The sequence below is a fragment of the Rhodococcus sp. 14-2470-1a genome, from assembly GCF_002259425.1.
GTDB lineage: Bacteria > Actinomycetota > Actinomycetes > Mycobacteriales > Mycobacteriaceae > Rhodococcoides > Rhodococcoides fascians_E.
This window is the reverse complement of sequence record NZ_NPFZ01000028.1, coordinates 132,415-153,750: the sequence shown is the minus strand read 5'-3', so window position 1 is coordinate 153,750 and position 21,336 is coordinate 132,415. Positions and strand designations below refer to the sequence as shown.

The window sequence follows — 21,336 nt, the reverse complement described above, 5'->3', positions numbered from 1 at the left end:
ACATGGCCGAGAGCGCGCTCGCGCTGATCGAACTCGGCGCGGTCTTCTTCGCACTAGGACTTCTCGCTCGCCTCGCCGGCAAGATCGGCGTGTCGCCCATCCCGTTCTACCTGCTCGGCGGCCTCGCATTCGGCAACGGCGGATTCGTCACCCTCGGCGGAATCGACGAATTCAGCGAAATCGCCAGCGAAATCGGCGTCATCCTTCTCCTGCTGCTCCTGGGGCTCGAATACACCGCCGCCGAACTCGTCACCGGACTACGCCGGTCATCGCTGGCCGGAATCGTCGACATCGTCCTCAACTTCACCCCGGGCGCGGTGCTCGCACTCGTACTCGGCTGGGGCGGCGTCAGCGCGCTCGTCCTCGGCGGAGTCACCTACATCTCGTCGTCGGGAATCGTCGCAAAAGTCCTCACCGACCTGGGGCGACTCGGCAACCGCGAGACGCCCGTCGTCCTGTCGATCCTCGTGTTCGAAGACCTGGCGATGGCGATCTACCTGCCGATCCTGACAGCGGTGCTCAGCGGCGTCAGCTTCCTCGGCGGCCTCGAAGCGCTCGGCATCTCCCTGCTCGTCATCACCGTCGTGCTCGTCGTCGCCCTGAGGTACGGACGATTCGTGTCCGCGATCGTCGACAGCCCAGACCGCGAAGTCGTGCTGCTCAAAGTGCTCGGCTCCGCGCTCCTCGTCGCCGGAATCGCCTCCGAGCTGCAAGTCTCCGCCGCCGTCGGCGCGTTCCTCCTGGGAATCGCGATCTCCGGCTCGACGGCCGACAACGCCACCCGCGTACTCGAACCCCTCCGCGACCTGTTCGCAGCAATGTTCTTCGTCGTCTTCGGACTACAGACCGACCCCGCGACAGTGCCACCGGTACTCGGCTGGGCACTACTGCTGGCCGCCGTCACCACCATCACCAAAGTGATGACCGGCGCATGGGCCGCCGGACGTCAGGGCATCGGCAGACCCGGACAACTCCGAGCCGGCGCCGCCCTCGTCGCCCGAGGAGAATTCTCGATCGTGATCGCAGGCCTGGCCGTCGCAGCCGGAGCCGTCGAAGGCGAACTCGCCGCCCTGGCCACCGCCTACGTACTGCTCATGGCCGTCCTGGGTCCAGTAGCCGCACGAGTCATTGCAGCTCCACCCGCAGTCCGTGCAGACTGACAACCCATCATTCCGCAGGCTCCACTCCTGCCCCCACTGAGTCATTCCGCAGGCTCCACTCCTGCCCCCACTGAGTCATTCCGCAGGCTCCACTCCTGCTTCTATCAAGTCATTCCGCAGGCTCCACTCCTGCCTTCTCTGAGTCATTCCGCAGGCTCCACTCCTGCCTTCTCTGAGTCATTCCGCAGGCTCCACTCCTGCCTTCTCTGAGTCATTCCGCAGGCTCCACTCCTGCGACGCCTAAGCTGACCGAATGGCCCAGCAGCGTCGATCACCAGCGGACGGTGCCCCCGCATTGCGTCGGCGCCCACAATTGTCCGAGGACGTCGCCAACCACGTGCGGCACATCGTCATGTCCGGCGCGGTCCGTCCGGGCGACTTCATCCGACTCGACGAGACGGCTGCCGAACTCGGTGTCAGCGTCACCCCGGTCCGCGAAGCACTGCTCACGTTGCGGGGCGAAGGAATGGTGGAACTGGTGCCGCACCGCGGCTATGTCGTCTCCCCGCTCACGCCCGAGGACATCGTCGACATCTTCTGGCTACAGGGACAGATCGCAGTCGAACTGGTCCGCCGGGCGGCACCGAAGATCACCGACGACGTCGTTGCCGAGCTGGAGGGGTTCAACGAGTCCCTGGCCGCGGCGGTGGAAAAGAATCAGGCCGAGGAAGTCGAGATCGCCGAGTTCGAGTTCCACCGGGTTCTCAATCGCCTCACCGGTGCAACCAAGCTGGCGTGGTTTCTCAACAACGCCACCCGCTACACCCCCACCCGGCTGTACGCGTCGGATCCGGAATGGGGGCGAGCGGCGGTGCGTAATCACGAACAGTTGATCGACGCTCTCCGTGCGGGCGACGTGGATGCGGCCTGCACGCTGATGCGCCGACAGTTCACCGATGGCGCGGAACGCCTGATCGCGTACCGCGCCCTGTAAATGGAAATGTGTCCCAGGGGACACATTTCCACTCACCTACCGGAGCGAGTCCGGCGCGGTGAACCGCTCGCCGTACTTGGCAGCCAGCTCGTCGGCACGCTTGACGAACGCAGCCTGACCGAGGGAACCGTCCTGGGCCTCGTAGCCGACGATGTACTGGTGCACACCACCGGTCCAGGCCGGGTAGCCGATGCCGAAGATCGAGCCGATGTTGGCGTCGGCGGTGGTGTTCAGGACACCCTCGTCGAAGCACTTCTGCGTCTCGATGGCCTCGATGAACAGCATGCGCTCCTTCAGATCCTCGAACGGGATGTCCGCGGTACCTGACTTGAACGCGTCACGCAGGCCAGGCCACAGGCCGGCGCGCTTACCGTCGGCGTACTCGTAGAAGCCTGCGCCCTTGGCCTTCGACGGACGCTCGAACTCGTCGACCATCTTGTCGATGACTGCGCCGGCCGGATCCTCGGGAGGAGTTCCACCCGCGGCCTTGATGGCGTCGTAGGTCTCCTTGCGGATCTTCTGCATCAGGTTGAGCGTCAGCTCGTCCGAGAGCTGCAGCGGCGCCGCCGGGTAGCCGGCCTGCAGACCTGCCTGCTCGATGGTCGACGGCTCCACACCTTCACCGAGCATCGCGATGGCCTCGTTGATGAAAGTGCCGATGACGCGCGAGGTGAAGAATCCGCGGCTGTCGTTGACGACGATCGGAGTCTTCTTGATGACCTGTACCAGGTCGAAGGCCTTCGCCAGCGCAGCGTCCGACGTCTTCTCGCCGCGGATGATCTCCACCAGCGGCATCTTGTCGACGGGCGAGAAGAAGTGGATTCCGATGAAGTCCTCCTGACGCTTCACGCCCTGAGCGAGGCTCGTGATCGGCAGCGTCGAGGTGTTGGAACCGAGCAACGCCGACGGGTCGACGAGGTCCTCGATCTCCTGGAACACCTTCTGCTTGAGCTCCTCGGATTCGAAGACCGCCTCGATGACGAGATCGGCGCCTTCGACGTCCTTGGCGTCGGCGGTCGGATGGATCCGCGCGAGCAGCGCGTCGGACTTCTCCTGAGTGGTCTTGCCACGCGAGAGTGCCTTGGCCTCGATGGCCTCGGAGTACGCCTTGCCCTTCTGCGCGGATTCGATGGCGACGTCCTTGAGGATCACCTCGATGCCCGCTTTGGCACACACGTAGGCGATACCGGCGCCCATCATGCCTGCACCGAGCACTGCGACCTTGGTGAACGTCGTCTTCTCGATGCCGTCCGGGCGGGACTTGCCTGCATTGATCGCCTGCAGATCGAAGAAGAACGCCTGGATCATGTTCTTCGATACCGAGCCGGTGACCAACTCGGTGAAGTAGCGGGACTCGATGGTCGACGCATTGTCGAAATCGACTTGAGCGCCCTCGACTGCGGCCGACAGGATCGCGCGCGGCGCCGGCATCGGCGCACCCTTGATCTGCTTACGCAGGTTCGACGGGAACGCAGGCAGGACGGCAGCGAGCTTCGGGTTCGACGGGGTGCCGCCGGGGATCTTGTAGCCCTTGACGTCCCATGGTGCGACGCCACCCTCGGGGTTGGCCTTGATCCACGCCTTCGCCGCGGGCACGAGGGCGTCGATGCTGTCGACGAGCTCGTGCACGAGGCCGATCTCCAGAGCCTTCTCCGGACGGAACCGGGTGCCCTGGGCGAGGACCGTCATGAATCCGTTCTGGATGCCGAGCAGGCGCGTGATGCGTGTGACGCCACCGCCACCGGGCAGAAGACCGAGGGATACCTCGGGCAGACCGAGCTGAACGCCCGAGACATTCGCGGCGATCCGGTGGTGGGTCGCAAGAGTGATCTCGAGTCCACCGCCGAGTGCAGCACCGTTGATCGCGGAGACGACGGGCTTGCCGAGCTTCTCCAGGCGTCGCAGCTGCGCTTTGACTTCCTGTACCTCGTCGAACACGCGCTGGGCGTCCTCGGGCTTCGCGGTGATGAGGCTGTTGAGGTCACCACCGGCGAAGAACGTTTTCTTCGCCGAGGTGATCACGACGCCGGTGATGGAGTCGAGTTCCTTCTCCAGTCGATCGACGGTCGCGCCCATCGAGTCCTTGTACAACTGGTTCATCGTGTTGGCGCCCTGGTTGGGGTCGTCCATCGTGAGCACGACGATGCCGTCGGAATCCTGGTCCCAGGTGATCATGTTTTCGCTCATGGTGTGTTCCTCAGACTCGCTCGATGATGGTGGCAACGCCCATGCCGCCGCCGATGCACAGGGTGATGAGTGCGTACCGGCCACCGCGACGCTCGAGCTCGTCGAGCACGGTTCCGGTGATCATGGCTCCGGTGGCGCCGAGCGGGTGGCCCATCGCGATGGCTCCACCGTTGACGTTGAGCTTCTCGTTCGGGATCTGCAGATCCTTCTGGAAGCGAAGGACGACGGACGCGAACGCCTCGTTCAATTCGAAGAGATCGATGTCGTCGACGGTCAATCCTGCGGTTGCGAGAACCTTCTTCGACGCGGGTGTCGGGCCGGTCAGCATGATCGTCGTGTCTGCACCGGAGGTGGCCGTCGCGACGATGCGCGCACGCGGAACCAGATTCAGGTCCTTGCCTGCCTGCTCGCTGCCGACAAGGACGAGGGCTGCACCGTCGACGATGCCGGAGCTGTTACCACCGGTGTGGACGTGATCGATCTTCTCGATCCAGTGGTACTTCTGCAGCGCGACGTCGTCGAATCCGCCCATTGCAGCGACACCGGTGAAGGCCGGGTTCAGTTTGCCGAGCGATTCGACCGTGCTGCCCGGACGCATGTGCTCGTCGTGGTCGAGGATCAGCAGGCCGTTCTGGTCGGTGACCGGTACGACGGACTTGGCGAAGTAGCCACCCGACCATGCAGCGGCAGCACGCTCCTGCGACTGCACTGCGTAGGCGTCGACGTCTTCGCGGCTGAACCCCTCGATCGTCGCGATGAGATCGGCGCCGATGCCCTGCGGCGCGAAGTACGTGTCGTAGTTGGTGGCTGGATCCATCGCCCACGCGCCGCCGTCACTGCCCATCGGGACGCGGGACATGGACTCGACACCACCGGCGATGACGACCTCGTCCCAGCCGGAACGCACCTTCTGCGCAGCCAGGTTGACGGCTTCGAGGCCGGACGCGCAGAACCGGTTGAGCTGGAATCCGCCCACGGTGTCCGGCATCTTCGCGGCCAGAACCGCGGTGCGCGCAATATCGGCACCCTGATCGCCCACCGGGGAGACCACACCGAGGATCAAGTCGGAGATGCGGTTCTCGTCGAGGTCGGGGAACCGTCGACGCAACTCGTCGATCAGGCCGGTGACCAGCGAAATGGGCTTGACGGAATGCAGTGAGCCGTTCTTCCCCTTGCCGCGTGGGGTCCTGATGGCTTCGTAAATGAACGCTTCTGTAGTCACAGCGCGGTCGTTCCTTCCACGTACTTCTGACTCGGCGGCGGCACCCGAGGGCGCCGCAGGACTCGAGGATCACACCTCGGCTCCTCTCACACTAGAACGCGGTACACAACCCGGTGAAGGACCGAAACGAGCGCGGTCCGTGACCGGCGCGTGCGTTTCAGCTCGACGAGACAGGGGTAGAGATAGCATCACCACTCGGGGGGATATGGGAGTGGAGCCAGCGGCACGAACCGGTTCCACAGAGTGGAGCCTGCGGGGGAGGTTCGAGCTCGGCCAGTTACGGAGATGATGACCATGGACACCCAGAAGCCGCTCGCGGTCGGAGCGCACGTCAAAGTGCGCTACAGCTCCGATTCTTCCCTGCCACGCGACCAGTGGCCCAAGGAATCAGGCGTCGTCAAGGAAGACTTCGGTGAGCAGACGGCATCGGTCGACCGCACCTGGGCCCGGGCTCACCGCTACGCCGTCGCCCTCGACGACGGCCGACTCGTCTTCGTCGACCCCGAGGACATCGAAGCAACCTGACCAAGGTCGGTCATGTGGTCGACTCAGCACCCTTTCTACCGACCCAGCACGCCTTCTATCCGCGGACTGGGCGTGTCAGCTCGGCAAAAGGGTGCTGACTCCTACTCCTTGAGCGGAGTTGCTCCGAGTTCTGCCTGCAGCAGTTCCATGGCCACCGTTTCCGGGTCGCGCCGCACCGACGGGTCGGCAGGTTCGGCGGCCGCTTTGAGCAGCTCTTCCTCGTCCTCCGGTGTTTCCGGGGGCGGTGGACCGGCCGGCTCGGGGTCGTCGGGATAGTCGGGCGCCTCGGGGGGCGGTATGTCGTCGTATCCGTGGTCGGTCGCTCCCGACTCCCGCGCCGTCGAAGCCGGCTTGTTCGCCTGGCTCGGACGCGAGAACTTGGTCGGAGGCGCTTTCGGAGGCTCGGGCGCGGCCTTGGCGACCGGAGCTTCCTCAGCAGGAGCTACTGCTCCGACGACGCACGTCACCTGCCAGTCGACACCGAACACATCACGCAGCGCATCCCTGATGACGTCGGCATTCCGTCCTTCCTGCAGCCGCTTCGCGAGCGGCGCGGAATCGTGGCCGAGCGTGATCGAGCCGTCGCTCACCGCTCGAACCGAGGCACCGGACAGCATGACCTCGACCGTGCGGCTGCGCTCGCGCACCTTGGCTCGGACCTCGGACCAGACCGCACGAATCGCCGCGGCGTCCGGCTGAGTGAACGCCGCCGCAACCGGCTCGGGCTCCGGATTCGGCACTGGTTCAGGGGCTGGTATCTGTTCCGGGGCAGGCTCGGGCTCGACCGGCGCAGGGAAGTCGAACGCGCGGGTCGGTTCGGCGACCGGACGCTCGGGCTCTACGGGCGCCGCTTCAGGTTCCGGGGTCGGCTCGGGTTCCGGGGTCGACACAGGCTCCGGAACAGGCTCGGGTTCCGGGGTCGGCTCGGGGTCCTGCTGCGGCACTGGAGTGGGCTCGGGCTGCGGCTCGGGCTCAGGAGTGGGTTCGGGCTCGGGCTGCGGCGTCGGCTCGGGGTGCGGCGTCGGCTCGGGCTCAGGAGTGGGTTCGGGCTCGGGCGTCGTCGGAATGCTGGCGGCAGGTGCCGGAGGGACTGCGGGAGCGGTCGGAACCACGGGAGGTACGTCAGGCGCGGGCGCTGCAGGCTCGGGGGCCGCAGCCGCCCGTTGGGACGGCCGGACGAACTTGGGCGGTGTGTCGTCGACCGGCGGCGCGCTGGGGGTCGACGGCTCAGCACGACGCCGCGGAGCCTGGTCGACGGCTGCTTGCTCGCCGGCGGGCAACGTGACGTCCAGGCGCCGCTCGAGACGCTCGAGACGCTGCAGCACAGCAGATTCGGCGTCGGATGCCGAGGGAAGCAGCATCCGCGCACACATGACTTCGAGCAGCAGGCGCGGTGCGGTGGCGCCGCGCATCTCCCCCAGACCGGCGTGGATGATCTCTGCATAGCGCGCCAGGGTCGCCGAGCCGATGCGGCCCGCTTCGTCGCGCAGACGTTCGAGAACGTCACCGGGAACATCGACCAGCCCGCGCTCACCTGCGTCGGGGACGGCGCGCATGAGGATGAGGTCGCGGAGCCTTTCCAGCAGGTCCGTCGCGAAGCGGCGCGGATCGTGTCCGGCGTCGACCACTTTGTCGACCGTCCCGAACAGTGATCCACCGTCCCCGGCCGCGAGTGCATCCACGGCTTCGTCGATCAACGCGACGTCGGTGACGCCGAGCAGGGACAGTGCCCGCGGATACGTGACGCCTTCGGGTCCTGCGCCTGCGAGCAGCTGGTCCAGCACGCTCAGCGAGTCACGCGGCGATCCGCCGCCGGCTCGAATCACCAACGGATAGACGGGATCCTCGACGGGGACCGACTCCTGCGCGGTGATCTTCTCGAGCAGCCCACGCATGGTCGACGGCGGGAGCAGCCGGAACGGGTAGTGGTGCGTACGCGAACGGATGGTCGGGAGCACCTTCTCCGGCTCCGTCGTCGCGAAGATGAAGACAAGGTGCTCCGGCGGCTCTTCGACGACCTTGAGCAGTGCGTTGAAGCCTGCTGTCGTGACCATGTGGGCCTCGTCGATGATGAAGATGACGTAGCGCGATTCGGCGGGCGCGTAGACCGCCTTGTCTCGGAGATCTCGTGCGTCGTCGACGCCACCGTGGCTTGCCGCGTCCATCTCGACGACGTCGAGGTTGCCCGGCCCACCCGGCGCGAGAGCGACGCAGGAGTTGCAGACGCCGCACGGCGTGGACGTCGGGCCTTCGACGCAGTTCAGCGACCGCGCGAGGATGCGCGCCGACGACGTCTTACCGCAGCCTCGGGGCCCGGAGAACAGGTATGCGTGGTTGATCCGATTGGAGTTGAGCGCGGTGCTCAACGGTTCGGTTACGTGCTCCTGCCCGACGACCTCAGCGAACGTCGCAGGACGGTACTTCCGGTAGAGAGCCACGCATGGAAGGGTACCGGCGCGCACCGACACCGGCACAACCCCGTCGGGCGGTCGAGCATGCCCGCCGCCATGGCCGGAGCGCGTCTCACTTGTTCTTCGCGGCTGCCTTCGCTGCCTTCTTGAACTCGCGGACCTCGAGCAGGGATTTCTCGTCGACGACATCGGCGATGGAACGCCTGGAACCGTCGTCGCCGTAGGCCCCTGCGGCGTCCCGCCAGCCTTCGGGAGTGACGCCCATCTGCTTCCCGAGGAGCGCGAGGAAGATGCGGGCCTTCTGGTCGCCGTATCCCGGTAGTGCTTTCAGCCGCTTCAGAACCTCGGCGCCGTTCGGGTCGTTGCGACGCCAGATCTCGTCGGGTTTGCCGTCGTAGTTCTCGGCGACGAACTCCGCGAGACCCTGAATCCGCTTGGCCATCGAGCCCGGAAAGCGGTGCACTGCAGGGGTCGTCGCGCACACCGCGGCGAACTCGTCGGGGTCGGCCTGCGCGATGGTGTCGACCTTCAGGTCACCGAGACGGTCGACGAGTTTCTTCGGGCCCGCGAATGCCGATTCCATGGGCACCTGCTGATCCAGCAGCATCCCGATGAGCAGCGCGAACGGGTCCTCGGCCAACAACGCGTCGGCTTCCGCGTCGCCAGTCAGATGCAAGGTGGGAGACATGTCGTCGATCATGCCACCTGTGGATCGAGGCTCCTAGGTGATGGATACCAGTTGAGTGATGTCGTCGAAGGGCAGTGGTCCGTCGACGACGGCCCCGACGACTGCGTTGTTGAGCGTGATGGAACCGCCGTGGTTGTCGAGGAATGCCGTGTCCGCGGCGTCACGACCGGTGGCGATCCGCACCAGCGTCGACCGCGGAGCCAGGCACGTCGCGTCGACCACACGCCACTGGCCGTCGACGAATGCCTCGGCGACGGCGTGGAAGTCCATGGGGTCGCATCCGGGTGCGTACACCGCGACGAGCCGTGCCGGTACGTTCACCGCACGCAGCAACGCCACGACGAGATGGGTGTAATCCCGGCACACACCTGCACCTGCGAGGAGGGTGTCCACTGCACCGTCGATCGGGTCACTGCTTCCCGGAACGTAGTTGAGCCGTGAGCCGACCCAGGACGACACCTCGGCGAGCAATTTCTCCGACGCCGCGTAGGAACCGAATTCCGTTGCCGCGAAACCGAAGAACTTGTCGGCCTCGGCATATCTGCTGGGACGTAGATACAGCGAGAGATCGTAATCCGACACAGGCGCCGGGTCGGTGTTGCCGTACACGGTGGCCGAGTACGACACCTCGAGCTTTCCGACGCCCGCATGCAACTTGTGGATTCGGGTGCCGTGCGCGCCGCTGATCTCCTGGAAATCGACCGGCTGGCCATCGAGAGTGAACGACAGCGCTTCCCACACTTCGGCGCCCGGGTGTGGAGCGATGGCGATCTGGAATTCCAGGGTGCTCGCCTCGGTGACGTCCACGTCGAGGTAGGCCGAGACTTCGCGTTTCATTGTGATGATCCTGCCACCGTTCATTCGATCCTGCAGATCGGACTCGAGCACCCTCAGGACTCGTCGGGGCGGAATTCGCCCGTGACGAGAAAGATGACACGCTTGGCGACTTCGACCGTGTGATCGGAGAAGCGCTCGTAGAAGCGTCCGAGGAGCGTCATGTCGACGGCGGCGGGGACACCGTGCGGCCAGTCGGGAGACGAGGTCAGGGTGAACAGGCTGCGGTGCAGCTCGTCCATTTTCTCGTCCTTGACCTGCAGCTCGGCGGCCAGGTCTGCGTCCCTGGTCAGCAGAACCTCGCGGGTGGCGTCGGCCTGCTCGACCGCGACGCGGCCCATCTCGGCGAAGACGCTCTCCACCTCGACGGGGAGGACGTGAGCGGGGTGACGTCTGCGCGCGAGCTCGGCGATGTGGATGGCGAGGCCACCCATTCGCTGCAGATCGGCGACGATGTGGATCCCGCTCACCATGATTCGCAGGTCCAGCGCGACGGGTGACTGCAACGCGAGTACCGAAAATGCTTTGTGCTCCCACGCCGCGGCGAGTTCGTCGATGCGTTCCCGGCTGCTGATGGTTTCCTCGGCCAGCGCCAGATCGGCCGTCAGCAACGCCTGCGTCGCCGACGCCATCGCCTTCTCGGCCAGGGTGCACATGTCCGCGAGGTCGGCTCGGATCTCGACGAGTTGCTCATTGTAGTTCTCACGCACAGCGAGCCCACCTGTCCATCGAGATCCCCATCCGCCGTCCTCTGCCTGTCGAAAGTCCTTCAGTCCTGTACCCGGACCTTGATCTTTCTACACCAGGCGCTGTGCTGGTGGGATCGCCTGCGTCAGCAGTTGGTCGGGGCGGGCACGCCGTAGAAACGGTCCTTGATCCAGTTCTGCGCCTCGCCGAGTCCGAGGAGGTCCGGAATGATATGTCCCGCACCCGAACCGGGGACGATGGACGGAACATTCGCGGCGCTGAACTGAACCGTCGCTCCCCTGCTGCACCAGGCACCCGCGAGTTCGACGGCTTGACCGTGCGGGACGATGTCGTCGGACGTCCCGGACTGGACGAGCACCGGGGCGGTCGGCGTGCGCAGGCCGATCTTGTTCTTCGCGAGGATCTCCTGGGCCTTGGGAAGCCGATCCAGGACGACCGACATCGGCTCGCCCGTGCGGGTGTACTCGGTGGTTCGATGCAGTCCGACGGTCAGGATCGTCTCGCCCACACATTGATTCGCCACCTGCCGCAGCATGGCCTGGCCTGCGTCGTTGATGTTCTCGTCGATCAGAGGTTGAAGGTCGGGATCCGATTTCAGCAGACCGTTGAGGGTGTACCCGATGACGCCGGTGAGGATGGTGCCGTCGACCTGTTCGAGGGTCTGCTTCAGGTCGGCAGGCGGAGCGCCTGCGTAGCTGCCGACGAGGTCGAGTTCGGGAGCGTAATCGCCCGCCACCTCGGCTGCGGCCGCCACTGCGCCACCGCCCTGGGAGTATCCGTACGTCGCGACGGGTCCGCCCGCAGCGATCTTGGTGCCGGGTAGCTGCTGGGCAGCGCGGGCGGCGTCGAGAACAGCGTGCGCCTCGGCCGCGCGGTTGACGTAGGTGTGCGCGCCGGGTGTTCCGAGACCGTCGTAGTCGGTGATCACGACGCCGTATCCCTGCGAGAGCAAGGAGTACGCGGCCAGGACCTCGTACTCGACCATGAATCCGAGTGGTGGCGTGTACGTGATCAGCCGATTCAGCATGCGCGACGGCGCACACTGATCTCCTTGGCCTTGCGTCCCCGGTGCCAGCACGACGAGCGGCCGCGGGCCGGGTCCCGTCCATTCCGCCGCCGGATCGATATAGGTACCGGTGACCGCGTTGGGTGCGTCGTTGGAGTCGGTGCTGCGGTACATGATTCGCGTCGCCGTCCCCGGGAGCGGTCCGCCGATACCGGGGACCGACAGCGCCAGAGGCGACGGCTCGGTGCGAATCACGTCTCCGGCACCGCCGTCGGGCAAGGGGGTGGGCGGGAGGTAGAAGTCGGACTCACCCGTCGACCCGGTGGACGATCCCGCTCCAGGCTGCGCCGACGCGAGCGGGACTCCCGCCACCGCCGCCAGCAGTGCAACGCCCACCGCAGTGCCCAGCAATCGTGATACTCGCATCGATCGTCCAACCCCCGTACTTACCCACCGGTAGTGATATCCGACTGGGACCATACGTGACAGGGGACACACTTGGGAAGAGTGGGGTAGCGCATCACCGAGAGTGCGTCAGCGTCGTCGGCGATGCATGTCCGCTTTCGCGATCGAGATCTCCTCCGCCGTCAACGGCCTACCGGGTAGCTCCGTCGCGGCGCCCGGCGTCGAACGCAGGCCGTCGAGCACGATCGTGAAGTACCGCTTCCAGTTGTCCGGCTCTACCGTCTTCATGAATTCCGAAGCCGCACCGATCATTCCGATCAGCGGAAATAGGTCGTTGACCTCCACGTCGGCGCGCAGTTGGCCGGAGTCGCGCGCACGCATCACGATGCGGTCGACGTACGGGTCGATCCGCTCTCTCATCTGGGCGATTCCGTTGCATCCTTCGTCCGTGCCGAGCACGACCTCGCCGAGACCTTTGTCCGCCGACATTCCTGCGAACAGATCCGCGAGAAACAGAACGAGTCCGTCCCATGGATCTTCAGCAGCCAGAGCGCTTTCCGCGGTGGCCAGCATTTCCTGCATACGCTGCTCGAACACGCCGTCGATCAGCTCCTCCTTGCAGGAGAACCGCCGATACACCGTCCCCACACCGACTTTCGCATGAGCAGCAACGTCGTCGAGCGTGATGTCGATTCCGCGCGAGGCGAACAGTTCGCGAGCCGCGTCGACGATTCGTCGGCGGTTGCGTTCCGCGTCCGCTCGCAACGGTTTCTTCACGCCTGTGTCGGCTCTCACACTCATTCGATGTCCGTTTCACCCGAAAAGCGGAGGACATTCCTCCACTTAGCTGCTACCTTCGTCTTCGTAACCGGAGGGTACACCTCCGTATAGCCGAATCGAAGGATGACCATGACCGCATTGTCACCGGACGACACCTCGTCGTCGACCTTGGCGACGGAGGGGACCACCGACGCCAGGGCACACCGAAACCGCTGGCTGATCCTCGCCACCCTCGGCCTCGCCCAGCTCATGGTGGTGCTCGACGCCACCGTCGTGAACATCGCTCTGCCCGCCGCCCAGCTCGACCTCGGCTTCGACAACGCCAACCGCTCCTGGGTCGTCACGTCCTACGCCCTGGCATTCGGCAGCCTCCTGCTGCTCGGCGGACGTCTGAGCGACCTGTTCGGACGTCGTAACACCTTCCTGATCGGGCTCGTCGGATTCGCCGTGATGTCCGCGGTGGGTGGCGCAGCCGTCAACTTCGGCATGCTGGTCGCGGCACGCGCCGGCCAGGGCGTGTTCGGCGCCCTGCTCGCACCCGCGGCGCTCTCGCTCCTGGCCACCACGTTCACCGACCCGAAGGAACGAGCAAAGGCGTTCGGCATCTTCGGCGCCATCGCAGGCGGCGGCGGTGCACTCGGCCTACTGCTCGGCGGAATGCTCACCGAATGGGCCAACTGGCGCTGGAGCCTGTACATCAACCTGGTGTTCGCCGCACTCGCGTTCGTCGCCGGATTCCTCCTGCTCGCCAAGCACAAGGCCGACGTCCGTCCACGCCTGGACATTCCCGGAACGCTGACCGTGTCGGCAGCGCTGTTCGCCATCGTCTACGGCTTCGCTCACGCCGAGTCCGACGGCTGGAGCAACACGGTCACCATCGCATTCCTCGCCGCCGGCGTGGTGCTACTCGGCGTGTTCTTCGCCATCCAGCAGCGTGTGTCGCACCCGTTGCTTCCGCTGCGCATCATCCTCGACCGCACCCGCGCCGGATCGTTCCTCGCCGTCTTCGTGACGGGTGCGGGCATGTTCGCGGTGTTCCTGTTCCTGACGTACTACCTGCAGAACACACTCGGGTTCACACCGATCAGCACCGGTTTCGCGTTCATGCCGATGATCGCCGCCCTCATCGTCACCGCGACGCTGTCGACGGCAATCGTGCTGCCGCGCTTCGGACCTCGTGTTCTCATGACGTCGGGCCTTCTCGTCGCCGCACTGGGCATGGGACTGCTCACCCAGATCGCCGTCGACTCCGCGTATGCGACGCACATCCTGCCCGGCCTGATCATCATGGGCCTCGGCTTGGGCGCAACGATGGCTCCGGCCATGCAGGGCGCCATCTCGGGAGTAAACCCCGACGATTCCGGTGTTGCCTCGGCAACGGTCAACACCATGCAGCAGGTCGGCGGATCCATCGGTACCGCACTTCTGAGCACCATCGCGGCCACCGCGGCCACCAACTACGTGACCGACAACCTGGCGTCGGCGTCGAATGCAGCCGCACTCCAAGCCAACGCTGAAATCGCCAGCTACACGACGACGTTCTGGTGGGCGACGGGCATCTTCCTGCTCGGAGCCGTCATCTCGGCCATCGTCGTCAAGCCCGGTCTGCTCCCCGCAGCCCCGGAAGGCGCAGTCGTAGTAGGCCACTGATCCGCTGTGAGTACTTGTGTAGGCCCTGGGGCAGGAGCGAAGCCTGCGTAGCGACCATGGGCGCTACATAAGTACTCACGTGGTGCGGAGGAGTTTTTCTGCCGCGGCCAGAAGTACGCAGGTCGCCACGCCGTTCATCGACTTCTCCAGCTCGGAGAGCGACGGGAAGCTCGGCGCGAGGCGGATGTTGCGGTCCTCGGGGTCCTTCTTGTACGGAAAAGCCGAGCCTGCGCCGGTCAGTGCGATGCCCGCGTCCTTCGCCAGAGCGATGGACCGGGCTGCCGTACCGTCCAGCACGTCGAGCGAGATGAAGTACCCGCCCTTCGGCTCCGTCCAGGAGGCGATCTTGGACGCTCCGAGGCGATCTTCCAGAATCTGTCCGACGAGAGCGAACTTCGGTGCCAGGATCTCCCGATGCTTGGCCATGTGGGCCTTCACACCGTCGGCATCACCGAAGAAGCGAAGGTGGCGAAGCTGATTGAGCTTGTCCGGCCCGATGCTCTTGGTGCCGAGACGCTTCAGGTACCACTCGAGGTTCGCGTCGGAACTTCCGAAGAAGCTGACGCCTGCACCGGCGAACGTGATCTTGGAGGTCGACGCGAACACGAACGGGCGGTTGGGATACCCGGCCTCGGCTGCCCAGCCCAGAATGTCGTACGCGGGTGCGAACTCCGCGGTCAGAGGGTGAACGGCGTAGGCGTTGTCCCAGAAGATCCGGAAGTCGGGTGCCGCAGCCGGGACGGACGCCAGTGCGCGCACGACCTCTTCGGAGAACACTGCACCCGTCGGGTTGGAGTAGTTCGGGACCGCCCACAGGCCCTTGATCTGCGGATCCGACGCCACGAGCCGCGTGATTTCCTCGACGTCGGGGCCGTCCGGGTTCATCGGGACCGGGATCATGTCGATGCCGAAGCTCTCGGAGATCGCGAAGTGGCGGTCGTATCCGGGAGCTGGGCAGAGGAAACGGATGTTGGGTTCCGCCGACCACGGCCGCGGTGAGTCCGGCAGGCCGTGCAGCAGGGACCAGACGACGAGGTCGTGCATGATCTCGAGGCTTGCGTTGTTGCCCGCAAGGAGGTTCGAGACGGGGATCCCGAGCAGCTCCCCGAAGATCGCGCGCAGTTCCGGCAGGCCGGCGAGGCCGCCGTAGTTGCGGCAGTCGGTGCCGCTGCCGTCGCGGAAATCGTCACCGGGCAGTGTCAGCAGATCCGAGGACAGATCGAGCTGCTCGGGCGACGGCTTGCCTCTGGTGAGATCGAGGGAGAGATTCTGGGCCTTCAGCTGCTCGTAGCTCGCTGCCTGTCGCTCGTGCTCGGCGACGAGCTCCTCATGGTTCATCAACCCGAACTGGGTTTGCGCTGACATGCGGAGCGGCCTCTCGTGATGCTGGTCCCTTGACATAAAGGGGACCCCGCGCACCCGGCAGAGCCCGTTGACCCTTGCTGCCTTCCGGCCCTGGGGGAGTTCACAGGATGCGCGCCGCGCGGGATCCAGTGAAGAGTGTAGCCGCACCGTCGACGACGGGTGACCGGCAGGGTTCCACGACTGCCGCGAGGCCCCGCTACAGGCCTCCGAATCGGCCCACGAGCAGCCGGTTTGGGATCGGACGGGGGTAACCCGGTATGCTTCCCCACGGAGGATTCGCCTAGTGGCCTATGGCGCTCGCCTGGAACGCGGGTTGGGTTAACGCCCTCAGGGGTTCAAATCCCCTATCCTCCGCGGTGAGAAAGCCCCCTGCATGTGCAGGGGGCTTTCTTCGTTCTCGGGTCCGCGAGCATCACGTCCGGACGTGACGGGCGACAGCCCTATCGCGCCGACCAACCACCGTCCATGGTGTACGACGCGCCGGTGACCATGCCGGCATCCGAGGACGCCAGCCATCCGACGAGGGATCCCACTTCTGCCGGTTCGACGAGTCGTTTGACTGCGCTCTCGGTCAGCATGACCTTCTCCAGCACCTGGTCTGCGTCGATCCCGTGCGCGGCCGCTTGGTCGGCGATCTGCTTCTCCACCAACGGCGTTCGCACGTAACCGGGGTTGACGCAGTTGCTCGTGACGCCGTGTGGGCCGCCTTCGAGTGCCGTGACCTTGGACAGTCCTTCCAAGGCGTGCTTGGCGGTCACGTACGCGACCTTGTATTCCGATGCGCGGAGGCCGTGCACCGAGGAGACGTTGACGATTCGTCCGAACCCTCGCGAGTACATGCCGGGCAGCGCAGCTCGGATCAGCAGGAACGGGGCTTCCACCATCAGGGTCTGGATCCGCCGGAACGCGGCTGGGTCGAAGTCGACGATCGAGGCGACGGTTTGGATTCCCGCGTTGTTGACCAGGATGTCGGTGTCGAGGTGCAGCTCTTCGAGCGAGGCCACGTCCAGCAGGTCCACTGCCCAGGTCTCGCCGTGGAGCTCGGACGCAAGTTCCTTCGCCGCTACTTCGTCGACGTCGGCGATGGTGACGGTCGCTCCGCGCGAGGCCAGTTCGCGTGCACACGCTGCCCCGATTCCGGACGCACCACCGGTGACGAGTGCGGTGCGTCCGGTCAGGTCGGTCATCGCTTCACGTCCGGTTCGAGCAGCCCTGCCTTGGCGAGCTCGGCTTCCGTGGCCAGATTCTTCGCGTCGGCGATGTCGATGGTCTCGAGTGCCAGGCCCTTGGTTTCGCGGGCGGCGATGACGGCGATCAACGTGACCGCGCAGGACGCCGCGAGGTACCAGGCGATCGGAACGCCCGAGCCGAAGCGGTCGAGCAACGCAACCGCGATGATCGGCGCCAGCGAGCCCGCGACGATCGACGTCACCTGATAGCCGAGGGACACGCCGGAGTAACGCATACGCGTCGGGAACATCTCTGCCATGATCGCCGGCTGCGTTGCATACATGAAGGCGTGGAACACGAGGCCGATGATGATCGCGAGCATGATGACCACGTTGTGACCGCTGTTGAACATCGGGAAGGCGAAGAAGCCCCAGGTTCCTGCGGTGACTGCGCCGAAGAAGTAGACGGGACGGCGGCCGACGCGGTCGGCGAGCTTGCCCACCAACGGAATCACGCAGAAGTGCACGGCGTGGGCGACGAGCATCCACCACAGAATCGTCTGGGTGTCGGTACCGACCTCGACCTTGAGGTACGTGATCGTGAACGTGACGACGAGGTAGTACATGACGTTCTCACCGAAACGCAGGCCCATGGCCGTGAAGACGCCACGCGGGTAGCGCTTGAGGACCTCGAAGACACCGTACGACGCTGCCTTGATGACCTCGGCCTGCTTCTGTGCTTCGACGAAGATCGGGGCGTCGGTGACCTTGGTGCGGATGTAGTAACCGACGAAGACGATCACTGCGGAGAGCCAGAACGCAACGCGCCAGCCCCAACTGAGGAAGTCGTCCTCCGGAAGGACGGTGGTCAGAATGAGCAGCACGACGGTGGCGAGCAGGTTTCCAGCGGGTACACCTGCCTGCGGCCAGCTGGCCCAGAATCCACGGCTCTTGTTAGGGCTGTGCTCTGCGACGAGCAGAACCGCGCCACCCCATTCGCCGCCGACGGCGAAGCCCTGGATGAACCGGAGCGCGACGAGAAGTGCAGGCGCCCAGTAGCCGATCTGGTTGAACGTCGGCAGACATCCCATCAGGAACGTTGCGCCGCCGACCAGGACGAGGCTGAACTGCAGCAGCTTCTTTCGGCCGTACTTGTCACCGAAGTGACCGAATACGATGCCGCCGAGCGGACGTGCGACGAAGCCGACGGCGTACGTGACGAAGGCAGCGAGAATGGCGTCGAGCTCACTCGTGCCTGCTGCGAAGAAGATCTTGGAGAAGACCAGCGTGGCCGCGGTGCCGTAGAGGAAGAATTCGTACCATTCGACGATGGTGCCCGCCATCGATGCACCGACGACCTTCTTGAGGCCGCTCGGAGTGGCGTCGGGGTCGTTCCCCGGTGATTCGGTGCGTTCTTCGACGCTCATTGCTACTCCTCGTGTTCTGGGACATGTGCGGGCTAGATTGTGACTACCACCACACATATCGGTATCGCTGAGTATCGATGCAGATCGGACCGCCCGCAATACCCAACAACGCAAGTGGGATCTGCAAGAATGCACATGTGTCGCATGCTCACCCCGATCATGGTCGGCCGCCCAGCGCAGACGACCTGTTGATCCTGTTGGCAGTAGGCAGAACCGGCCGGTACAACACCGCGGCGGACGACCTCGGGGTCAACCACACCACCATCTCCCGGCGTATCGCCGCGCTCGAAGCACGCCTGGGCGGCAGAGTTCTCGCCAGGTCCGGCAACGGTTGGGAACTCACCGCCCGCGGCAAGGATGCACTCGCCGCCGCCGAGAACATCGAAGCCGCGGTCCGTTCCCTGATGGGACCGGACGACGACGCAGAAGGCGTGGTCAGAGTGTCCGCGACCGACGGATTCAGCGCATACGTCATCGCCCCCGCAGTCGCCCGAGTTCGACTTCGCCACCCCGGTATCGCCGTGGAGATCGTCGCGACCACCAGGCGCGCCTCGCAGCAACGCTCCGGAATGGATGTGGAGATAGTCGTCGGCGAACCTCAGGTGCACCGCGCGGAGGCGATGAAGCTCAGCGACTACCACCTCGGGCTGTATGCGTCGACGAGTTATCTCGAAGCCCACGGCAGACCGGCCACCGTCGACGATCTCGCTGCTCATCCGCTGGTCTACTTCATCGACTCGATGCTGCAGGTCGACGACCTCGACATCGCTCCCGGCTTCGCACCGCTGATGCGGGAGTCGGTGACGTCGACCAACGTGTTCGTGCACGTCGAGGCGACCCGTGCGGCGGCAGGGATCGGACTGCTCCCCTGTTTCATGGCCGATCGGCACGACGATCTCGTGCGGTTGCTGCCGCAGGAAGTATCCGTCCGGTTGGATTATTGGCTGGTCTCGCGCGCCGAGACTTTGCGACGCCCGGAAGTCGCCCGAGTCGTCGAGGCCATCAAAGCCTCCGTCCTGGACCAGCGCGACGCGCTGTTGGGTCGCGCGTAGCCCGAACTTCGCGCAACTGCCGCTCCACGCCCGCGGTGTCCTAGCATCGAGACTGTCCTAGCATCGAGCCATGCCTGCCGGCCGATTCGCCCCGAGCCCGTCGGGCGACCTGCATCTCGGCAACCTCCGTACCGCGCTGCTCGCGTGGCTGTTCGCGCGATCCACAGGACGACAGTTCTTGATGCGCGTGGAGGATCTCGATCGCGTGCGCGAGGGCGCCGAGGCCCGTCAACTCGCGGACCTCCGCGCCATCGGCCTCGACTGGGACGGCCCCGTTGTTCGACAGTCCGAGCGCGCCGCGCTGTACGACGACGCCATCGCCCACCTCACCGCGGCGGGAATGACCTACGAGTGTTTCTGCACGCGTCGGGAAATACAGGAGGCAGCGTCGGCACCCCACGCGCCCGACGGCGCCTACCCCGGAACCTGCAGAAATCTGACGGCCGCAGAACGGGCAACGAAAACCAGGCCTCCCGCAGTGCGCCTGAAGGCCGACGTGACCGAGTTCTCCGTTCACGACGACGTGCTCGGCGCATTTCACGGCCAGGTCGACGACCTCGTACTTCGCCGCGTCGACGGTGTCGCGGCCTACAACCTCGCGGTGGTGGTGGACGACGGCGAACAGGGCGTGGATCAAGTGGTCCGCGGGGACGATCTCCTGACGTCGTCCCCGCGTCAGGCGTACCTCGCGTCGCTGCTCGACATCCCCGCTCCCACCTACGCCCACGTGCCGCTCGCACTCAATGCTCAGGGAAAACGATTGGCGAAGCGCGACGGCGCGGTGACGCTGGAGGACCAGGCTGCGCTGGGTCTCGGGCCGCGAGACGTCCTGCACCTTCTGGCCCGATCACTGGAACTGGCCGAAGCCGACGAGCAAGTGTCCCCGGGCAACATTCTTCGGCGATTCGACCCGCAGAAGCTTCCGACGACCCCCTGGGTATTCGAGACATAACGGACTCGGTCGGTCGATTCTGTGCACTTCCGATTCGGACCTGGGGATTTCCCGTGTTTGGATGAGGCACGTGACAGCTCAGAAATCCGAAGACACGCCAGGCGCCGTTGCGCAGTTCGCGCACGTCAGCCGCGGCTACTACCCGACCATCGTGGCCTTGTTCGCCGCAACCCTGATCATCTCGAATGTGACGGCGAGCAAAGGCGTCGCGTTCTTCGGTGACAGCGAAGTATTCCTCGGCCCGTTCCAGTTGCTGCCGATCAACACCGACGGCGCATTCTTCCTCTTCCCACTCGCCTACATCCTGGGCGACGTCCTCAGCGAGGTGTACGGCTTCAAGGCGACGCGACGCGCGATCTACCTCGGGTTCGGGTCGATCATCCTCGCTGCCGTCTGCTTCTGGATCGCCATCGAGCTCCCCGCAGCCAGCTTCTACGAGAATCAGGAGTCACTCGAAACCGTCGTCGGCGTGGTGCCGCGGCTGGTCATCGCCGGCCTCGCCGGATACTTCGTCGGGCAGATGCTCAACGCCCTCGTCCTCGTCAAGATCAAACAGCGCACCAAGGAAAAGCACCTCTGGGCCCGACTGATCGGCTCGACCGTCGTCGGCGAATTCTTCGACACCCTGATCTTCTGCTCCATCGCCGCCGGCGTCATCGGCATCTCGACATGGGAAGACTTCATCAACTACGTCATCGTCGGCTTCATCTGGAAGACCCTCGTCGAAATCCTCGTACTTCCCATCACCTACCGCGTCATCGCCTACATCAAGAAGCGCGAACCCAGCTACCAGGAATCCGTCGCGGCATAGCTTCCGGCCTGGTACCTCTCACCCCTCGGGCGTGACCGAACGACACATTC

The 21,336-nt window shown here is 65.2% G+C and carries 18 protein-coding genes, 1 tRNA gene and 1 other RNA gene; 8 read left to right on the top strand and 12 right to left on the bottom strand.

From position 1 onward, the window contains the following. Positions 1 to 2 precede the first annotated feature (2 nt). Together CH292_RS16415 and CH292_RS16410 are read left to right on the top strand one after the other, a co-directional pair. A complete protein-coding gene (locus tag CH292_RS16415; protein ID WP_094655254.1) occupies positions 3 to 1,160 on the top strand; it encodes a cation:proton antiporter in 1,158 nt (385 codons plus the stop codon). 253 nt (positions 1,161 to 1,413) lie between these two features. Then, the gene (locus CH292_RS16410) at positions 1,414 to 2,094 is read left to right on the top strand and encodes a GntR family transcriptional regulator (protein WP_179277986.1); all 681 of its coding nucleotides are present in this window, start codon (positions 1,414 to 1,416) and stop codon (positions 2,092 to 2,094) included. Positions 2,095 to 2,130: 36 nt separating this feature from the next. On the opposite strand, the gene CH292_RS16405 is transcribed toward CH292_RS16410, so the two are convergent. Together CH292_RS16405 and CH292_RS16400 are read right to left on the bottom strand one after the other, a co-directional pair. Beyond that, positions 2,131 to 4,281, bottom strand: coding sequence for a 3-hydroxyacyl-CoA dehydrogenase NAD-binding domain-containing protein (locus CH292_RS16405; protein WP_094655252.1), 2,151 nt, complete (start codon positions 4,279 to 4,281; stop codon positions 2,131 to 2,133). Between the two features lie 10 nt (positions 4,282 to 4,291). Further along, entirely contained in the window at positions 4,292 to 5,503 is a 1,212-nt protein-coding gene (locus tag CH292_RS16400; protein ID WP_020111033.1) for an acetyl-CoA C-acetyltransferase, read from the bottom strand. Positions 5,504 to 5,788: 285 nt separating this feature from the next. Here CH292_RS16400 and CH292_RS16395 point away from each other — a divergent pair, with 285 nt between their 5' ends. Continuing rightward, a complete protein-coding gene (locus CH292_RS16395; RefSeq protein WP_019662877.1) occupies positions 5,789 to 6,028 on the top strand; it encodes a hypothetical protein in 240 nt (79 codons plus the stop codon). A gap of 101 nt (positions 6,029 to 6,129) precedes the next feature. Here CH292_RS16395 and CH292_RS16390 read toward each other — a convergent pair whose 3' ends face one another. From CH292_RS16390 to CH292_RS16365, 6 genes are all read right to left on the bottom strand, one after another. Further along, positions 6,130 to 8,466, bottom strand: coding sequence for a DNA polymerase III subunit gamma and tau (locus CH292_RS16390; protein WP_094655343.1), 2,337 nt, complete (start codon positions 8,464 to 8,466; stop codon positions 6,130 to 6,132). An 85-nt stretch (positions 8,467 to 8,551) separates the two neighbouring features. Continuing rightward, positions 8,552 to 9,127: an HhH-GPD-type base excision DNA repair protein gene (locus tag CH292_RS16385; RefSeq protein ID WP_179277985.1), complete on the bottom strand. Its 576-nt coding sequence runs from the start codon at positions 9,125 to 9,127 to the stop codon at positions 8,552 to 8,554. A 33-nt stretch (positions 9,128 to 9,160) separates the two neighbouring features. After that, positions 9,161 to 9,964 carry a transglutaminase family protein gene (locus CH292_RS16380; protein ID WP_026347385.1) on the bottom strand — a complete coding sequence of 268 codons (804 nt, stop codon included), beginning with the start codon at positions 9,962 to 9,964 and terminating at the stop codon, positions 9,161 to 9,163. 53 nt (positions 9,965 to 10,017) lie between these two features. Continuing rightward, entirely contained in the window at positions 10,018 to 10,671 is a 654-nt protein-coding gene (gene phoU / locus CH292_RS16375; protein ID WP_019662873.1) for a phosphate signaling complex protein PhoU, read from the bottom strand. Positions 10,672 to 10,793: 122 nt separating this feature from the next. Beyond that, entirely contained in the window at positions 10,794 to 12,101 is a 1,308-nt protein-coding gene (locus CH292_RS16370) for a lipase family protein (protein ID WP_230595752.1), read from the bottom strand. 108 nt (positions 12,102 to 12,209) lie between these two features. After that, positions 12,210 to 12,857: a TetR/AcrR family transcriptional regulator gene (locus CH292_RS16365; protein ID WP_019662871.1), complete on the bottom strand. Its 648-nt coding sequence runs from the start codon at positions 12,855 to 12,857 to the stop codon at positions 12,210 to 12,212. Between the two features lie 126 nt (positions 12,858 to 12,983). Here CH292_RS16365 and CH292_RS16360 point away from each other — a divergent pair, with 126 nt between their 5' ends. Then, a complete protein-coding gene (locus CH292_RS16360; protein ID WP_094655250.1) occupies positions 12,984 to 14,510 on the top strand; it encodes a DHA2 family efflux MFS transporter permease subunit in 1,527 nt (508 codons plus the stop codon). Positions 14,511 to 14,585: 75 nt separating this feature from the next. Here the strand turns inward: CH292_RS16360 and CH292_RS16355 are convergent, their stop codons facing one another. After that, positions 14,586 to 15,875 carry an aminotransferase class I/II-fold pyridoxal phosphate-dependent enzyme gene (locus CH292_RS16355; protein ID WP_037164420.1) on the bottom strand — a complete coding sequence of 430 codons (1,290 nt, stop codon included), beginning with the start codon at positions 15,873 to 15,875 and terminating at the stop codon, positions 14,586 to 14,588. A 35-nt stretch (positions 15,876 to 15,910) separates the two neighbouring features. Then, positions 15,911 to 16,005, bottom strand: an RNA gene (gene ffs / locus CH292_RS16350) — signal recognition particle sRNA small type. Positions 16,006 to 16,144: 139 nt separating this feature from the next. Here ffs and CH292_RS16345 point away from each other — a divergent pair. Next, a tRNA-Ser gene (locus tag CH292_RS16345) sits at positions 16,145 to 16,229 on the top strand. Positions 16,230 to 16,315: 86 nt separating this feature from the next. Here CH292_RS16345 and CH292_RS16340 read toward each other — a convergent pair. Next, positions 16,316 to 17,062, bottom strand: a complete 747-nt coding sequence (locus tag CH292_RS16340) for a 3-hydroxybutyrate dehydrogenase (protein WP_033190068.1) — start codon at positions 17,060 to 17,062, stop codon at positions 16,316 to 16,318. Next, complete coding sequence (locus CH292_RS16335; protein WP_037183203.1) at positions 17,059 to 18,471, bottom strand: MFS transporter; 1,413 nt, start codon at positions 18,469 to 18,471, stop codon at positions 17,059 to 17,061. Before CH292_RS16335 ends, CH292_RS16340 begins: the two co-directional genes overlap by 4 nt. A gap of 77 nt (positions 18,472 to 18,548) precedes the next feature. On the opposite strand from CH292_RS16335, the gene CH292_RS16330 reads away from it, so the two are divergent. The 3 genes from CH292_RS16330 (at position 18,549) to CH292_RS16320 (ending at position 21,286) form a co-directional block, all read left to right on the top strand. Continuing rightward, the gene (locus tag CH292_RS16330; protein ID WP_094655249.1) at positions 18,549 to 19,523 is read left to right on the top strand and encodes a LysR family transcriptional regulator; all 975 of its coding nucleotides are present in this window, start codon (positions 18,549 to 18,551) and stop codon (positions 19,521 to 19,523) included. A 70-nt stretch (positions 19,524 to 19,593) separates the two neighbouring features. Further along, complete coding sequence (gene gluQRS / locus CH292_RS16325; RefSeq protein ID WP_094655248.1) at positions 19,594 to 20,475, top strand: tRNA glutamyl-Q(34) synthetase GluQRS; 882 nt, start codon at positions 19,594 to 19,596, stop codon at positions 20,473 to 20,475. Positions 20,476 to 20,536: 61 nt separating this feature from the next. Continuing rightward, on the top strand, positions 20,537 to 21,286 hold the full coding sequence (locus tag CH292_RS16320) for a queuosine precursor transporter (protein WP_094655247.1): 750 nt from the start codon (positions 20,537 to 20,539) through the stop codon (positions 21,284 to 21,286). Positions 21,287 to 21,336 lie beyond the last annotated feature (50 nt).

What these genes read in the sequence shown, in the direction of transcription:
- CH292_RS16330 (WP_094655249.1), top strand. Translation starts at nt 18,549, where the DNA reads ATGCAGATCGGACCGCCCGCAATACCCAACAACGCAAGTGGGATCTGC.
- CH292_RS16320 (WP_094655247.1), top strand. Translation starts at nt 20,537, where the DNA reads ATGAGGCACGTGACAGCTCAGAAATCCGAAGACACGCCAGGCGCCGTT.
- CH292_RS16340 (WP_033190068.1), bottom strand. Translation starts at nt 17,062, where the DNA reads ATGACCGACCTGACCGGACGCACCGCACTCGTCACCGGTGGTGCGTCC.
- CH292_RS16355 (WP_037164420.1), bottom strand. Translation starts at nt 15,875, where the DNA reads ATGTCAGCGCAAACCCAGTTCGGGTTGATGAACCATGAGGAGCTCGTC.
- CH292_RS16405 (WP_094655252.1), bottom strand. Translation starts at nt 4,281, where the DNA reads ATGAGCGAAAACATGATCACCTGGGACCAGGATTCCGACGGCATCGTC.
- CH292_RS16415 (WP_094655254.1), top strand. Translation starts at nt 3, where the DNA reads ATGGCCGAGAGCGCGCTCGCGCTGATCGAACTCGGCGCGGTCTTCTTC.
- CH292_RS16410 (WP_179277986.1), top strand. Translation starts at nt 1,414, where the DNA reads ATGGCCCAGCAGCGTCGATCACCAGCGGACGGTGCCCCCGCATTGCGT.
- CH292_RS16335 (WP_037183203.1), bottom strand. Translation starts at nt 18,471, where the DNA reads ATGAGCGTCGAAGAACGCACCGAATCACCGGGGAACGACCCCGACGCC.
- CH292_RS16360 (WP_094655250.1), top strand. Translation starts at nt 12,984, where the DNA reads ATGACCATGACCGCATTGTCACCGGACGACACCTCGTCGTCGACCTTG.
- CH292_RS16380 (WP_026347385.1), bottom strand. Translation starts at nt 9,964, where the DNA reads ATGAAACGCGAAGTCTCGGCCTACCTCGACGTGGACGTCACCGAGGCG.
- gluQRS (WP_094655248.1), top strand. Translation starts at nt 19,594, where the DNA reads ATGCCTGCCGGCCGATTCGCCCCGAGCCCGTCGGGCGACCTGCATCTC.
- CH292_RS16370 (WP_230595752.1), bottom strand. Translation starts at nt 12,101, where the DNA reads ATGCGAGTATCACGATTGCTGGGCACTGCGGTGGGCGTTGCACTGCTG.
- CH292_RS16395 (WP_019662877.1), top strand. Translation starts at nt 5,789, where the DNA reads ATGATGACCATGGACACCCAGAAGCCGCTCGCGGTCGGAGCGCACGTC.
- CH292_RS16385 (WP_179277985.1), bottom strand. Translation starts at nt 9,127, where the DNA reads ATGTCTCCCACCTTGCATCTGACTGGCGACGCGGAAGCCGACGCGTTG.